Consider the following 16,079-nt stretch of genomic DNA (forward strand, 5'->3'; position numbering starts at 1 on the left):
TCATATACTGTAATCTATTTTAGCAAGACTCAAGTCATTGCGTAAACTACTTCAAAAATTCGTCTGTAGTTAATTCTTTTGCTTGAGGAGTTTTATATGTTACTTTGCCTTTAGAATCCGTATATGCGCCTTCCTTACTTAGGAAGTCGAAGTATTCTTGAGCACCCTTAACATCATTCGTGCCGAACACAAACTTGCCGCTTTTTATGTCTGCACGATTGCCCCAATATTGCCCGTCAACAATCATCTTCATGCTTCGCTTAACGAATTTCACATCAAGATTAGCTTCAGGAGCCTCTTTTACTAAAATATTCGCAGCTTCATCTGGATGATTGTAAGCATATTCATAACCGCGCTTAACGGCTTTAACAAAAGCACGAACAAGCTTCGGATTGCGCTTAACCGTGTTTGCGTGAGTAATAATGCCAATAGTGTCCTGCTGGCCTGGCACACCATAGTCTGCTTCTTTAAAGCAACGCAACTTTGGACCATACATTTGCGCTTGCACGCCTTCCCAAGTTCCATAAAAACCACCAAAATCAGCTTTTCCGGATTCAAGAGTGCGGAACGTGGAAGTGCCAACAGTAACCTTGTCGAACTTACCTTCGCCACCATCATGCTGAATCATTCTGCGAATAACAGCATCGCCTTCTGCAGATCCAAAGGTTGCAAAAGTTCTACCATCAAAGTCTTTAGGAGAATGAATTTTAGTGTTTTTATAAAGAGAGCACCAAATTGCGCTAGGCTTTTGCTGAACTTGCAAAACTTCCTTCAATTTAGCGCCCTTTGTGCTGAAATCTGCAAGATTAGTAGTATTACTTAAAGCAAAATCCGCAGCTCCAGAGTCAACAGCATGCTCGGCACCAGTTTGAGACACAGCCAAAATATTCACGTGTAAACCAGCTTGCTTAAACCAGCCCATATGCTTTGCCACGTATACGCCAATATGATTAGTATCTGGTATCCAAGAAAGCATAAACGAAACGTTTTGAAGACCAGATTTACTATTCTGCTTACTGTTGTTTGATCCGCACGCGCACAAAGACAGAATGCAGCATGAGCTTATAAAAACTGCTGTTGCGCGCATAATATTTTTATTAAATTTAAAACAAAAAGCTCGCGCATTGCGCCATAATTGACATATCATGAGTTCCCTAACTTTCTTAAAAATCCGCTTTCTGGGAACGTGACACGAACTTGGCAGAAAACGGTATCAAGGACCTAGCCCGCGCCGTTCAATGCCCCCGAAAATTAGAACTTTCGGTTTGCCACACATTGACTCACGAAACGACTAAATTATGCACTAATCGAAAGACAAATACGCATAAAATACACGTTTGCTAACTACATACTAGCTATGTGATATTTTCATACAAGAAAGTTTGTAAAATTTTATGTTGTTTGATTGGGGCAGCAGTCAAACAACTACAACAAGCATTATTGCTTGTATATTGAAAGGAACGATATTCCATGACGCGCGCGCGTTGGAAATCACTACTGCATAATTATCTGCCAACAGTAATTTCTATTATTACGTTACTAATTTTTTGGCAGCTTTCTTGCGAATTTTATAAAATTCCAGAAAATTCTATTCCAACTCCGACAACTATTGCAAAAGCCACTTGTGAAGTGTGGCCGCAATTATGGCCTGCAACTCTTGCAACTATTGAAGAAACGGTTATTGGTTTTAGTTTTGCCATTGTGTGCGGCATTTTGCTGGGCGTACTTTTTCACGTATGCAAGCTGGTTCACGCAGCTTTGTTCCCCCTTCTTTGTGCTGCACAAACGTTACCACTTATTTCGATTGCCCCTCTATTTCTTATATGGTTCGGTTTCGAAATGTCTGGAAAAATTGTTATCGTAGCTATTTTTAGCATGTTCCCTATTGCTGTTCAAACAATTAGAGGTCTTGATGCAGTGCCAAGTTTTTATAGCGATGTAGCTTTAACGTGCGGAGCTGGACGAGTTTGGACGCTTTGGCATGTAAAATTACGAGTTGCAGCGCGCCAAATTTTTGGCGGTATTCGCATTAGCGCAGCCTACGTTTTTGGCGCAGCTACTACTGCAGAATATCTTGGCGCTCGTCAAGGATTAGGTATTTGGCTGCAAGCTGCATATAATTCTTTCCGCACTCCCCTCATTTTTTCAGCGACTTTGGTAATTATTGCTTTTACAGCATTGCTTATGGGAGTAGTCAATATTAGTGAGCGTCTGCTTCTTGGCCCTGTAAGCGATGACGAAGATCCAGACAACCAGCTTTAAAACACCGTTAAAAACTCAGTCAACAAACTGAGAAAATAACGGTAATAAGCAAAACACCGTTAAAAACTCAGTCAACAAACTGAGAAAATAACGGTAATAAGCAAAACACCGTTACTAACTCAGTCAACAAACTGAGAAAGTAACGCATAAATAGCAATATCCGTTATTATCTCAGCTACAAAACTGAGATAATAACGGATTAGTAACGGCAATTCTACTACTTTGCAGATTCTTCTTTCATAGCCTCGCCAATAGCATCGCTTAGCTCCTTTTGAGCTTTGCCATACGCTTCCCAATTACCTTCTCGCATTGCAGCATCGGAATCCTTTAACGCTTGAGCTGCACGCTTAAGAGCAGCTTTTACTTGAGGATTTAGCGAAGATGAATTAGTAGAGGAAGCTTGATTAGAAGAATTTTGCTTATTCTCTTTGCTATCTTTACTACCTTCGCTTATTTGAGGCTTATCTGCTTTATCGCCAGGTTTATTAGAAGCGTCTCCTGCCAAAGCTCCGGAATCTCCACCGAATACTTGATCAAGAGCTTCGTCCAATGTATCTGCAAAACCAACCTGATCGCCGAAAGCAACTAATACCTTCTTAAGCAATGGATAACTTGTAGATCCACTTGATTGCACATAAACAGGCTCTACGTAAACAAGTCCTCCACCAAGAGGCAAAGTTAATAAGTTTCCTCGCTTAACTTTTGTAGAACCAGATTCAAGCAAATTCAGCTCTTTAGAAACGCTAGCGTTAGCGTTGAAATTGTTTTGAGCTTGACCAGGTCCTGGAACGTTAGAAACCTTAGGTAATTCTTGCAAGCGAAGCTTACCATAGTTTGGTCCAATCTTTCCCGGAGTATCCCCGGCATCTGAATCAACAGACAAGAAACCAGTTAAAATTTCGCGAGTAATCTTACCTGCAGGAATATATGTAGAAACTAACGAAAATACCGGCTTCTTTGCATCCCCAGTTTGCAAAGTCAAATAGTAAGGCGGTTGCAAAATATCATCACGTTGAAGACTTTGAGATTCCGTTGGATCAACAGGAGTCTGCCAGAAATCTTCACCAGAGAAGAACTGACTTGCAGTATCTACATGGTACTTTGCTAGCAAATAACGCTGAACCTTAAACAAGCTTTCCGGATAACGCAAATGTTTCATCAAATCGCCAGAAATCTTAGAAATATCGTGATAATGACCTGGGAATATTGATTTCCAAGCTTTAATCACAGGGTCTTTGGTATCCCAAACGTACAAATCAACCGAACCATCGTATGCATCAACAGTGGCTTTTACTGAATTGCGAATATAATTTGCGCGCTGATTAGTTAAACCTTTAATTGAGCGAGATGTTGTTGTAGTTGAATCCTGCGTAATACTGCCAAAATCAGTCATTTGAGAGTATGGATAAGCATCAGAAGTAGTGTATCCGTCAACAATCCACTTAACTCGACCATCCACAACAGCAGGATACACTCGGCCGTCCAAAGTCAAGTATGGAGCAACTTTCGACACACGCGTCTTAGGGTCGCGATCGTACAAAATCTGAGAATTTGCGGTAACTCTATCCGAGAAGAGAATCTGATCCGACTCAAAACGAATAGCATGCATCAGCTTAGAGAAGAAGTTACCTACGCTCGGGCCACCATTACCCTTAAAAGTAGTTAAGGCACCTTGAGAACCTGTTGGATAATCAAATTCCCACGGAGCTGTGCCTTTTGGCGAGCCAACAATGGAATATTCTGGAGCGTTTGGAGAGAAGTAGATACGAGGCTCATATTTTTGCGACTTCGTAAGCTTACCTTGAGTAGGAATACCGTATTCCATAAACTGAGGCTGACCGTCTGCAGTAACCTTATTTCCATAAGCCGCAACCATGCCGTATCCATGAGTGTAAACAGTGTGATCGTTCACCCAGTTACGATTATCATTGCCAGCTAAATCTAGCTCTCTAGCCGCAATAACAGTATCTTGACTCACTCCGTCAATATCGTATTTGTCAACAGAAAGAGTGTCCGCAAAAGTGTAGTATTGCTTTGATTGCTGAAGCTGACGGAATGTTGGAGAAGTAACTTGAGGATCAAGCAAACGAATTTGCGCAGTAGATTCTGCTTCTGCAGATAACGCTCCAGATTTTCCGTGAGAAGTTGCGTTATACGATTCTTTCTTTACATTGTTTAAACCGTAAGCAAACTTTGTAGCATCAATATTTCGCTGAATATAAGGCGCTTCCATTTCCTGTGCGTTAGGAGCAACCTTAAAACGCTGCAAAAGTGCAGGCCAAGCAAAAGATATAACAATTGAGCAAGCAATTAAAGAAACCAAAGCAATTGTTGGGGTTTTCCAAGCTTTAACAGCACTCTTAAAACGTTGCGCTATTGGAGCTTCACCAGAGAGTGCATGAGATTTCATAAACCAAAACGCAAGAACCGCACCAACCACAACAGTTATTACTGCCATTACTATGCTTCCAGGCACTCCAGCGTTCATATCCGTGTATGATCCACCAGTAATTCTTGAACCGTCAAGAGTTACTACAGAGAACATGTCTAAAATTTGCAAAACTGCCCAAGATAAAATCACAAACATAAACCATATTGCGATTTGCCTGCGAGCGCGGTTAGTAATATTCAATATTCCATTGCCATCAATAGGCATAGTAAAGCGAATACCGCCCATAAGCAGGTGCGAAACAATAGAGAAAATAAGAGATATTACCAAAAGAAGAACAAAAGCACCGGCAAACAATCTTAGTCCTGGAAGCACAAATACGTAAAAACCATTGTCGATTCCAAATTGTGGATCCTTAATTCCGAAAGACTGAGCGTTGAACATAAGTAATATTTGCACCCAGTGATTGTAGAATTGGAAACCAAATATTGCGCCAACAATTAGTGAAACAATACCAGCAGCATGTAACGCAACTTTAGAGCTTATTCCATGCTTTAGGTCAATAACATTTCCTCGCACGCGAATATAAGAGCCATCTGCATTAGTCGGACGAGCTTTAATTGCTAAAGCTGCAGACAAGTAACCAAAAGCGGACATCAATACAGCGTATAGTATCCAAACTCCTACTTTTGCAGCCAACTGAATCCAGATTACGCTTTCAAAGCCGAGTTGAGCATACCACATGCAATCGGTTATAAACTTTGCAAGACCAAAAACAATTGCGCATATAAAAACTATTGCTACTACGATTGCAGCAAAAATCCAACGCCATTTTCTTGATTTTCCAACAAACTTATTTACATCAAAATCAATTTTCACAGAATGACTCTCCTTGCTATTTGAGCTTTTATTATCGCTTTTATTGCTTTCACTATCTTCGCTAGTATCGCTAGTATCGGTAGTATCGGTATTTTTTGGCGAATCACCTTCGTTTTCTAGTTTTTTCTTAGCTTCTAATAAATCAGTAAAGAGGTCACCGAGGTCATCATCTTCACTATAATAGTCTGCCCAATCTTTCATTTTTTTTGCAAACTTTGAAAAAGTCTTATCTTTGTTTTCACTATTAGACTCATCTTTAGACTCATCTTTAGAAGCATCTTTATCAACAACATTTGCATTGCTATTATCTTCATCAATGCTTTCTATAACTACATCTTGATCAATAGAATCATCCATAGAAGCATCAGCAGCATCATTATTTTGATTGCTCTTTTTCTTTCCATCGCTTGAATAATCGGAACGCTTATGCACTTTAGTGTTTTTAGGTTTATTAGCCATATACGCGCCAAAAGCAACCCATGCAATGCCAATAATTATTTCTATGATGACTTTCAACATAAGCTTAATGATACTATACTAATTATTCCCAATCTACTTGTTGTGTTTGTTGTGTAATCAAAAATAATTACAAAAAAGCGCGCTCGCAAAAGTAGCGAACGCGCCTAATTTGATTAGATTAAATCAGATTAAAGCATTTAAGCTAAGCAACATCTGGATCGTCTTTAGCGATTGTTCCGGTGAGCTTTCCTATTGCCTTCATTACGTGGTACACAACCAACACAACAACAGTGCCGATTGCAATGCCGTTGAACTGAATTCCAGAAACAGCAAATTGGAAGTTAGCAATGCCAATAATCATAACGATTGCAGCAATCATAATGTTAACTGGCTTGTCGAAGTTCACCTTGTTTTCTACCCAAATGCGCACACCAATCATACCAATCATGCCGTAAAGCAAAGTGGTTACACCACCCAAAACTCCAGCTGGAATAGAGTTTACAATTGCACCAAACTTTGGGCAGAGGCTTAATACGAACGCGAAGAATGCAGCGCACCAATAAGCAGCAGTAGAATACACTTTTGTTGCAGCCATAACACCAATGTTTTCACCATATGTAGTTGTACCGCAGCCGCCGAAGCAACCTGCAATTGCAGTACCTAAACCATCGGCAAACAAAGCTGTACCAATCTTGGAATCGTAGTCGCGGCCAGTCATTTGAGCTACAGACTTAACATGACCAACGTTTTCTGCAATAAGAACCAGCACAACTGGCAAGAACATAAGCAAAACAGAGAAGTCAACTTGCGGAGTGTGGAACTTAGGGAAGCCAATCCAAGAAGCTTGCTCAATCTTACTAAAGTCAACTTGACCCTGGAAGCATGCATACGCGTAGCCAACAAGAACACCGAGCAAAATGTTCAATCGTCCAAGAAGGCCACGGAAGATTACTGCAATGAGCATAACTGCAACCAAAGTTACTAAAGCAGTGTCTGGAGCCTTTTGGAAGTTACCCCAAACAGCTGGACCCAAGTTAAAGCCAATAATTGCAACGATTGCACCGTTAACAACAGGAGGCATAATAATGTCAATCCACTTTGCTCCTGCAAAATGCACAAGCACACCAATTAGCGCAAGAAGAATACCCGTGCACATAATGCCAAAGCTTGCTACAGCTATGCCCTTATGCGCAGCAGTTACTGCCATAACAGGTGCTATAAGACCAAAAGAGCTTCCTAAATAACTAGGAAGCTTATTTGCGTTAATAAGTAAGAACAGTGCTGTGGAAAGAGCCGTGAACATTAAAGTAGTAGACGGATCAAAGCCTGTAAGAATTGGCACTAAGAATGTGGCGCCAAACATTGCAATAACATGCTGAGCGCCAATGCCAGCAGTACGAGTCCACGTTAAACGTTCATCTGGCTCTACTACTTCGCCTGGCTTCAAAGTTTTTCCGTCTCCATGAAGCTGCCATGTAAACAAAGAATTCATTTCTTCTCCTCGTAAAAACAAGTTCTGCAAGAGGTATGTAACCGAGTGTCGTTAAAAAAAAAAACAAGCACTCATCGAGCGCTGGGATGGCAGCTTCTGGGGGCTCCATTACACCACCGACCCATATGCCAAAGAGAAATTTTAACGCGCAAAAAGATATGTGTCGAACATAAGTAGAAAATCGTAAGGCTACTTTTTATTTTTGTTGAAATATCAAGGAAAATCGGTGTGTCGAAAAGAATAAAACAAACACTAACGAATGTTTATAATCGCTCACTTATGTTTATAAAATTGATTAAAATTTGCAAGATATTTATAACATCTGACTAAATTTTTATTTAATGTTCGTTTTTGTCCGATTGTGAGAGAATAATGAGCTAAATGGTTAATTTCTTTGATACATGGAAAAAGAAAATCTGCACCATCGATATGGCTCTTATTGCCGTATTGACACTTCTAGCTTCCTTCATTGGTAGCTGGCTTAAGCAATACCCAGGCTTAAAACTTCTGGGTGCTCTTATTATTGCGTTGCTCGTTGGCATGGCTCTGCAGCTGCCATTGCACGCATACAAAAAGAATAATGATTTACGACGCGCAGGAGTTAAAAGCGCAGCTGGTTTGATTGCAAACAAACTTCTTCGCCTTGGTATTATTCTCCTCGGCTTTAAGCTGAATTTGCATGATTTGTTTACCAAGGGCATTAAGTGCCTACCTATTGCAGCTGTGTTAGTTGCAGTAATGGTTTGCGTAACTTATAACATTGCTAAACTTTTGAAGGTAAATCCTCAGCTTGCAATGCTTACTGCAGGAGGCACAAGTATTTGTGGCGCTGCAGCAGTTATGGGTCTTTCTGGCTCAATGCCAGTTCTTCCAGAAGAGGAAGATGAAAAAGAGCAGAACGAAGTTATGGCCGTTGCAACAGTTGCAATTATGGGCACTATTTACGCTCTTGCTGAAATCTTTATTCTTCCTCACTTCGGCATGACTAATCAGCAGCTTGGAATTGCTTCAGGCGCATCTCTTCACGAAATTGCACATGCTGTTGCAGCTGGTGGAGCATTCAATAGTATTAATGTTGCAACAATAATGAAGCTTTCACGAGTTCTTATGCTCGTTCCAGCCTCCATCTTTATTGCAATCTGGTGGAATGCTCGTCATAGCAAAGTTGAAAATGGCGGAAAGCATAAGATTAGCTTCCCATGGTTTATGCTTGGCTTTATTGCAGCATCTGTTATTGGAACTTACGTTCCTTTCATAACAGCTCACGCATCCACTCTTGTAGAAGCAGGATACGTTTTCCTTGGCATGGCAATGGCAGCTCTTGGAATTAACGTAAACTTCAAAGTTATTTTCAAACAGGGTCGCACTGCTTTCCTTGCAAGCTTCTTAGCTTCTATTGTTTTGGTAGTATTAGCTTGTTTGGCTGCAGTACTATTCTTCTAAACAAAATATTGCAAGAATAGTTTGCTAAAAATATAAGAGGGTCTTCAAATGAAGGCCCTCTTTTTTATTTGCAACATTTAAAATTACATTTAAATCAGACTAGTTAAATATTGCGTTTATACAATTTTTGCAAGATTATCCAATATGAACAGACGTTCCGTCAGGAATATTCTCATAGAACCATTTTGCATCCGCAACGCTTAAACGCACACAACCATGAGATGCAGGCTTTCCTAACTTCATACCTTCAGACCTAATATAATTCCCAAACTCATGGTTAGTTGGCACAGAGTGGAATAAGTATTCTGCATCAATAAAACCTACCCAATAGTCAGCGCCAACTTTTTCATTCTGATTGTAAAAATGCTTGTTGCGCATGCCGTTAATATGATAATCGCCATGAGGAGTAGAGTCATTTATTCCAGAACTCATAATCATTGAATAAACAGTTTTTCCTTTAACAATAATGTAAACGCGCTGCTTTTTAAGATTTACATCAATATGTAAGTCAGAAACCTTTATTCCAGTAAGATTAGGGTACGCTCCCCCTGTAGGATACTTCCAAAAATCAGATTTAGCATTAGCTTTTTTAGAAGAACTTTTATTGCAATACTTATAAATATTATTTAGATTTCTTCTATTACTGTTATTTTTAATACCGCCGCAATTATTCTTAATCTTTTCAATAAGCGCATTTTTCCGTGCCTGCACACCGTATTGATACGTAGTAGAAAGTACATTTGACGTTTCAAAACCAACAAATAACAGGAAAATTACTATCAACATTGCAAGTATGCTCGCAGATATGTAGCGCATAGTTTTCGAACTACGAATCCACCATCTGCGCACTTTTGCAAAAACTCGCGCACATTTGCGTATATCACTAACAAAGCCACGAATAAATTGCATCACTATCTCCGGTTATAAAAATAAAAAAGTTGCTACTAATAGTTTAACAGCAAACTACTAGCAGCAACGCTTGAAAAAACAAAATTTCGCTTAATTCGCAGAAATATCACACGTTGAATTTAAATTCAACAATATCTCCATCTTGCATAACATAGTCTCGGCCTTCAAGACGAAGCTTGCCTTCTTCCTTAATTTTTGCCATAGAGCCTTGAGCCTCAACAAAATCATCGTAAGATACGATTTCTGCTTTAATAAATCCGCGCTCAAAATCAGTGTGAATTACGCCAGCAGCTTGAGGAGCAGTCCAACCTTTATGAATCTGCCAAGCGTGAACTTCCTTAACACCAGCGGTTAAATAGGTTTGAAGACCTAAAATATCGAATCCCACACGCGCAAGCTGATCCAAACCAGATTCCTTCAAACCAGCATCCTCAAGCATTTCACGAGCGTCAGCTTCGTCAAGCTCTGTAAGCTCGGACTCAAACTGAGCGTTCAAGAAGATTGCTTTTGCAGGCGCCACAGAAGCAGAAAGTTTAGACTTTAAATCTTCGTCAGCAAGCTCAGAATCATCTACGTTAAACACGTAAATAAACGGCTTAGCAGTAAGCAAGTGCAAATCGTACACATCGTTTTTATCAATAAGCTTTTCGTTATGCGCTTGGTCAATCGTTTTACCAGAAGCAAGAATTTCCTTAGCTTTATTTACTGCATCAACATATTCCTGCGTAACTTTCTTGCCACGCAAATCCTTTTCCAACTTTGGAAGAGCATTTTCAATAGTTTGCATATCGGCAAGAATAAGCTCAGTATTAATAGTGTCAATATCGTCGGCAGGATCCACTTTGCCGTTCACATGCACAATATCGTCGTCATTAAACGCGCGCACAACTTCGCAAATAGCATCTGCTTCGCGAATATTAGCAAGGAACTTATTGCCCAAACCTTCGCCCTCGGAAGCACCCTTAACAATGCCTGCAATATCAACGAAAGTAACCGTTGCTGGAACAATCTTTTCGGTATTAACTAATTTAGCTAAAACTGGAAGACGATGATCCGGAAGTGGCACAATACCAGTATTTGGTTCAATAGTTGCAAACGGATAATTCTCCGCCAAAACGTTATTGCGAGTTAAAGCATTAAACATAGTGGATTTGCCCACGTTTGGCAATCCAACAATTCCAATAGTTAAAGACATATTCACCTAGTTTAGACCAGCGTCGGGAAAGCCGACACAACTTGATTTTATTTACTTTATATTTTCGATAGCATCCACGGCAGAAATAACATCTCCCCTAAATCCGCGAGATTCTAGCTCAGCAACGCCTCGAATAGTGGTTCCTCCAGGAGAGCACACTGCATCTTTCATAATCCCTGGATGAGTACGCTCGTTCATATATAACGCACCTACTCCTTCGATCATTTTTGCAGCCAAACGGTAAGCACAATCTCGCTGCAACCCGTACTTTACGCCAGCATCTCCCAAAGCTTCCATGTACATTGCTGTAAAAGCTGGAGCACAGCTAGAAATACACATTGCAATATTCATATTTTCGCCAGCCACACGCTCTACTAAAGAAATTGGCTCAAATAAAGCATTAAACATAGAAAGCTGGGCGTCAGTTAGAGTATTACTAGACTCAGCTAAAGTAACTCCCTGACCTACCGAAATAGGAGTATTAGGAATAATGCATTGAACATGAACATTATTGCCAAGCAAATCCTTGTATCGCTCAAGATTCCAGCCGGCTGCAACAGAAATAATGGCTGTACCGCGTTCATCAATAAGACCAGCAATAGGTTTAAGAACTTCAGAAATCTGATAAGGTTTTACAGCAACAATAATTACGTCACTTGCTTCACATACTTCTTTAGCAGTGCGCATAGCGCGAGCGCCAATAAGCGAAGTGTTACGCTCAAGTTTTTCAAAATTACGAGCACATGCAACAATATTTTCACCTTGCAATACGCCTGCATTTACAGCACCTTTAGCAATTGCTTGTGCCATATTGCCGTAACCAATAAATCCAACAGTACCGAATGTTCCACTACTCATTCATAATCCCCTTTGGTGCATTTCATAAATAAAGCACTATTTATGACGCAATTATTACTCAAACAGATGTATAGCATATCAAATATTGCTCTATTAAACGATACAAACACGCAAAATTTAAAACTTACAGAGCTTATTAGCGCTTGTAAATTCCCTCTAAATCACCACGATTTAAAGCCTCATCAAAAAGATGACGGAATACTACATCTCCATGCAAACCATCATGCTCAAATTCGTTTGTTGTCCAATAATGGGAGTTTGCAATACGAGAAAGCGTATCTAACTGAAGACCAGAATCAACATACATGTCGTCAAAATAGACTGCAGACTGTAATGGGACTTCGTTATTAGCAAGTTGATCTTGATCGTAAATTTTGCCAAACTGCTTGTCGCTCATTAAGCAGTCAACTGCTGGCAAGAATGGCTGCAAAGCTTTTTCTTGATCAAACATCCAAGGAAACATAGCTTCGCCCGTAAAAAGAAGCGGACGTGCAGAACCAGAAAACTCTGACATTGTTTCCCTAACCTGCTGAGCTGCCCACAAAATTGGATGCTCTAATTCACCGTCAGCATAAATAAATTCTTGCAGCGGCCAATAAAGCGGGCTCGAAGCCGTTGAATCCATTACACCGTACACAAACTCGTCGCTTAAACTTCCAGCAGAAGCTCCACCACCGTGCTTAAACGCTTTCAAAGAACCATCACCATCTGCAAACGCAGAATCAAGTAGCCAGTGCACTCGCTCAAAACTTGGCTTCATACCAAAGGAAGAACCCAACATTTGGAATCGCTCAACCGTAAGCTTCTCGCCATTTGGAAGCACAACATCACCCTGCGCGATACGATCCGCAATAGCGGCTGCACGAGCAACATCCTGAGGATAACGCTCATAGAATTGCTCAGTTTTACGCGCCATACGAGGAAAAGTATGCTCATAGACTTCACGCGCATTTGCAGGAACATGAGGAATGCCGCCAGTTGTGAAGCTTGCAATCAATCCTTGCGGGAAAAGCGACAAATACGTAAGCGTTAAGAATCCGCCGTAACTTTGCCCTAAAGACACCCACGGTTTTGCGTCAAATTCAGTAAGACGCAAATGTTCAAAATCGCGAATAATAGAGTCAGCTAAGAAACGCTTCAAATACCACGCTTGACGCTCAACACTTACTCCGTCGTCTGCCATACGCTTCATAGTTGAAGCATCCACTCTTGAAGAACGCCCAACACCACGCTGATCTGGCAAGACTACGCGAAAATGCTTAATAGCCTCTTGAATCCAACCATCACTAGAAGGCGAAAGTGGTCGCGGACACTGCCCACCAGGGCCGCCTTGTAAAAACACAAGCAACGGCAAATCGTCATGCACATGCTCAGGAGCACAAACAACTCTACAGAACAGTCGAATCGTTTCGCCTTTAATAGCTCCACCAGGAGTGTTGCCTTCCCAATCAAGTGGAACATCAATCGCACGCTCCTCAACATGTAATCCCGGAACATAATAGCTTGTGAGTAATGCCATCTTGCCATCCCTTTCTTTATTCGTGCTACATTGCAACTATCAATTACACACTCTATTTATAAATCATACTCAAGTTTGATTGTTCTATAAAGTACTATGCACTAGCCTAGTAATTATGAAAGTACCTAATATGTTTCAAAGTGTTATACAGCGATTACGAAAAGAGCTCACATTAAACGACATATTATGGGGTATTATTCCACTTATTCTTTTTATACTTTCAAGCGATCGCTACGTTATAAGCAACGTTGATGGCTTTTTGACTCAAGGTTCGCTTATTACAGTAACGCTTATCAATATTGTTGTTGCATTACTACTTTCATTACGAAAACTATGGCCTGAACAAGCGGCTACTATTTTTATTGTTATTTGCATTGTGCAAGTAGCATTTGGCCCTACTCAACTTTTCGCTGATTTCTTTGGTTTCGTGCTACTTGTTAATGCTATTGCGCGCGGAAATCCAGAACATTCAAAAGCTTTTGTTATTGCAGCTTACGTAACAACAGTATTATCTTGCGCAGTAATATCGTGGAATACTGTAATGGGACCAATATATGGCATCAATCATTCAAAAGCTAGTTATACTTGTAGTGTACAAAATATAAATAGTAGTAGCATAAAAAATTGCGTTTCAAATATACTTAATTTTGCAATTCCTTCAATAATTTTTGCGATTATTATTACTACTATTACGGTTATTATTGGCTACTGGCAGCGCACTCACGTGCATACTATTCAACTTTTGCAAGATCACAATAATGCTATTCGCGCGTACCGCCGAAAAGCTCAACACATTGCTGTTACTGCAGAGCGCGCAAGAATTGCAAGAGATATGCACGATATTGTTGCCCACACGCTTTCTATTATTATTGTTCAAGCAGATGGTGGTCGTTATGCAGCAACCAAAGATATTGCACTTGCTAAAAAAACAATGCATATTATTAAAAACGAAGCCGAGCGCGCCGTTCACGACATGCGCCGACTTCTAGAAGCTTTAACAGACGCTCCATCGTGTCAATTGGATTTCAATCACATACCTTCGCTTATTGAACAAGCAAAAATTGCATCTCCTAAAAATATTTTTTGGCATACTGTTGATGGCATAAATTCTCAAAATAGACTTAACACGGACGCACAAACCGTTGCATACCGCGTTGTTCAGGAATCTCTTACTAATATTCGAAAGCACGCAGGAGATGGCGTTAAAATAAACATTCATGAACAGTGGAATAACCAAGGCTTAACACTAAAAATCACGAATGAAATACACAAAACCGAAGCTAACCAAACGCAAAATAGCAATGCGCAACATAAAAACGGTTATGGCTTAATCGGCATGAAAGAGCGACTTGAAAATCTTCATGGAACGCTTGATTATGGAAAACTCAATGATGGAACGTTTAGTATTGTTGCTTTTATTCCATATTCCTACAGCGCAGACCAGTCAAACAGTACTGCTTCTGTATTAAATAGTATTCATAACGTTACTAATAAGAATGCAAAAGTTAATAATCAAGCAGAAGCACAAACAAAACCGGCAAATGTGAAACCAGCAGATGTAAACGTTCCAACCTCATCAAAAGTTTTGCCATACGTTTTACCAGAAGCAAATGCTTCACAAAATAGGATTGAGAAAGTATCTCAATGGTTTGAACAACATTGGCTTATTGGAGACATTATTTATGCATCACCTTGGGTTGTTATGATGCTTTTTATGCCAACTTACGATTTTACTGTTGGAACTGGAATGACTTCACAATATTCAAGCTCGCTTTCATTACAAATACTTTATAAAGTATTTACTCTTACAACCATGATTCCATTCATGTTTCGCAGAAAAGCTCCAACCGCATGCGCAATTGTTGCAGCAGTATTTTCTGCAATACAGCTTATACTCTTGCCGAATATTTTATTCGCTAATTTTTTCATACCAAATATTATTTACGCTGCTGTGCTCTACGGTAAAAAACACGCATGGCAATGGGTTAGCTCAGTAGTACTTGCCGAATCTGCTATTTTCGCCGTAAAAATTGGTATTTCATCAAAAAATATTCCACAAACTGAAACTCCAATACGATTCTTTACATCAAATATTGCCACAACCAATTTTTATGACATTATGCAAATGGCGTCCGTTGGATTAATTTTTGGTTTTATAGTTGCGTTAATTTGTTTTGCGGCCATTGCATTTGCTTATTCCCGCAGAAACGATGACAATAATTTGCTGATTCTAAAAGCGCGCAGAACAGAATTAGAGCAAGAGCAAAAACAGCTAGAAGTACTTGCAGCTAACGCAGAAAGGCAACGACTTAGCTCAAATATTCAGCAAAAAGTTGCTATTACATTGCATAAAGTAATCGATGCAGCAAATAGCGGAATTGATATGCTTAAAAATGACGAAAAAACAAATAGCAATGCAGAAAATCGAAAGTCATCAGAACCAAAGCAATCACAGGAACAAAGTGAAGAAATTAGTAAAGCTTTCAAAAATATTGGAGATGAAGGTCGTTCGGCACTGAAATATATGCGAAAATTGCTTGGAGTTTTGCGAGAAACAGGTTCAAGCGTTCATTCAGCAAATAATGCTGCGAATGTAACTGAGATTGCTATTCGCCCTGCTGCCCCACTTGATGAGCAAATTCAACACAACGCATTAAATAAGCAAGAGTAAGTT

General features: G+C 39.9%; 10 protein-coding genes. 3 read left to right on the forward strand and 7 right to left on the reverse strand.

Annotated elements, in window-relative coordinates; translation table 11 throughout:
* Window positions 1-46: 46 nt before the first annotated feature.
* A complete protein-coding gene (locus HXT52_RS03215; RefSeq protein WP_421775691.1) occupies window positions 47-1,087 on the reverse strand; it encodes an ABC transporter substrate-binding protein in 1,041 nt (346 codons plus the stop codon).
* Between the two features lie 383 nt (window positions 1,088-1,470).
* On the opposite strand from HXT52_RS03215, the gene HXT52_RS03220 reads away from it, so the two are divergent.
* Window positions 1,471-2,262 carry an ABC transporter permease gene (locus HXT52_RS03220; protein ID WP_004136043.1) on the forward strand — a complete coding sequence of 264 codons (792 nt, stop codon included), beginning with the start codon at window positions 1,471-1,473 and terminating at the stop codon, window positions 2,260-2,262.
* 217 nt (window positions 2,263-2,479) lie between these two features.
* Here the strand turns inward: HXT52_RS03220 and HXT52_RS03225 are convergent, their stop codons facing one another.
* Both HXT52_RS03225 and HXT52_RS03230 read right to left on the reverse strand, forming a co-directional pair.
* The gene (locus HXT52_RS03225; RefSeq protein WP_119521381.1) at window positions 2,480-6,049 is read right to left on the reverse strand and encodes a UPF0182 family protein; all 3,570 of its coding nucleotides are present in this window, start codon (window positions 6,047-6,049) and stop codon (window positions 2,480-2,482) included.
* A gap of 142 nt (window positions 6,050-6,191) precedes the next feature.
* Window positions 6,192-7,481 (reverse strand): uracil-xanthine permease family protein, encoded by a 1,290-nt coding sequence (locus HXT52_RS03230; protein ID WP_004136036.1) that lies wholly within the window; start codon window positions 7,479-7,481, stop codon window positions 6,192-6,194.
* A gap of 381 nt (window positions 7,482-7,862) precedes the next feature.
* Between HXT52_RS03230 and HXT52_RS03235 the strand changes: the two genes are divergently transcribed.
* Window positions 7,863-8,924, forward strand: a complete 1,062-nt coding sequence (locus HXT52_RS03235; RefSeq protein ID WP_004136034.1) for a YeiH family protein — start codon at window positions 7,863-7,865, stop codon at window positions 8,922-8,924.
* A 135-nt stretch (window positions 8,925-9,059) separates the two neighbouring features.
* Here HXT52_RS03235 and HXT52_RS03240 read toward each other — a convergent pair whose 3' ends face one another.
* The 4 genes from HXT52_RS03240 to HXT52_RS03255 form a co-directional block, all read right to left on the reverse strand.
* The gene (locus HXT52_RS03240) at window positions 9,060-9,833 is read right to left on the reverse strand and encodes a L,D-transpeptidase (RefSeq protein WP_421775692.1); all 774 of its coding nucleotides are present in this window, start codon (window positions 9,831-9,833) and stop codon (window positions 9,060-9,062) included.
* A gap of 106 nt (window positions 9,834-9,939) precedes the next feature.
* On the reverse strand, window positions 9,940-11,028 hold the full coding sequence (gene ychF / locus HXT52_RS03245; protein WP_004136029.1) for a redox-regulated ATPase YchF: 1,089 nt from the start codon (window positions 11,026-11,028) through the stop codon (window positions 9,940-9,942).
* Window positions 11,029-11,079: 51 nt separating this feature from the next.
* A complete protein-coding gene (gene proC, locus HXT52_RS03250; protein WP_421775693.1) occupies window positions 11,080-11,886 on the reverse strand; it encodes a pyrroline-5-carboxylate reductase in 807 nt (268 codons plus the stop codon).
* A 136-nt stretch (window positions 11,887-12,022) separates the two neighbouring features.
* The gene (locus tag HXT52_RS03255) at window positions 12,023-13,405 is read right to left on the reverse strand and encodes an alpha/beta fold hydrolase (RefSeq protein ID WP_421775694.1); all 1,383 of its coding nucleotides are present in this window, start codon (window positions 13,403-13,405) and stop codon (window positions 12,023-12,025) included.
* 115 nt (window positions 13,406-13,520) lie between these two features.
* On the opposite strand from HXT52_RS03255, the gene HXT52_RS03260 reads away from it, so the two are divergent.
* A complete protein-coding gene (locus HXT52_RS03260; RefSeq protein ID WP_421775695.1) occupies window positions 13,521-16,076 on the forward strand; it encodes a sensor histidine kinase in 2,556 nt (851 codons plus the stop codon).
* Window positions 16,077-16,079: the final 3 nt, after the last annotated feature.

Origin of the sequence: Gardnerella sp. KA00288, from assembly GCF_049244085.1 — a bacterium.
GTDB classification, from domain to species: domain Bacteria; phylum Actinomycetota; class Actinomycetes; order Actinomycetales; family Bifidobacteriaceae; genus Bifidobacterium; species Bifidobacterium greenwoodii.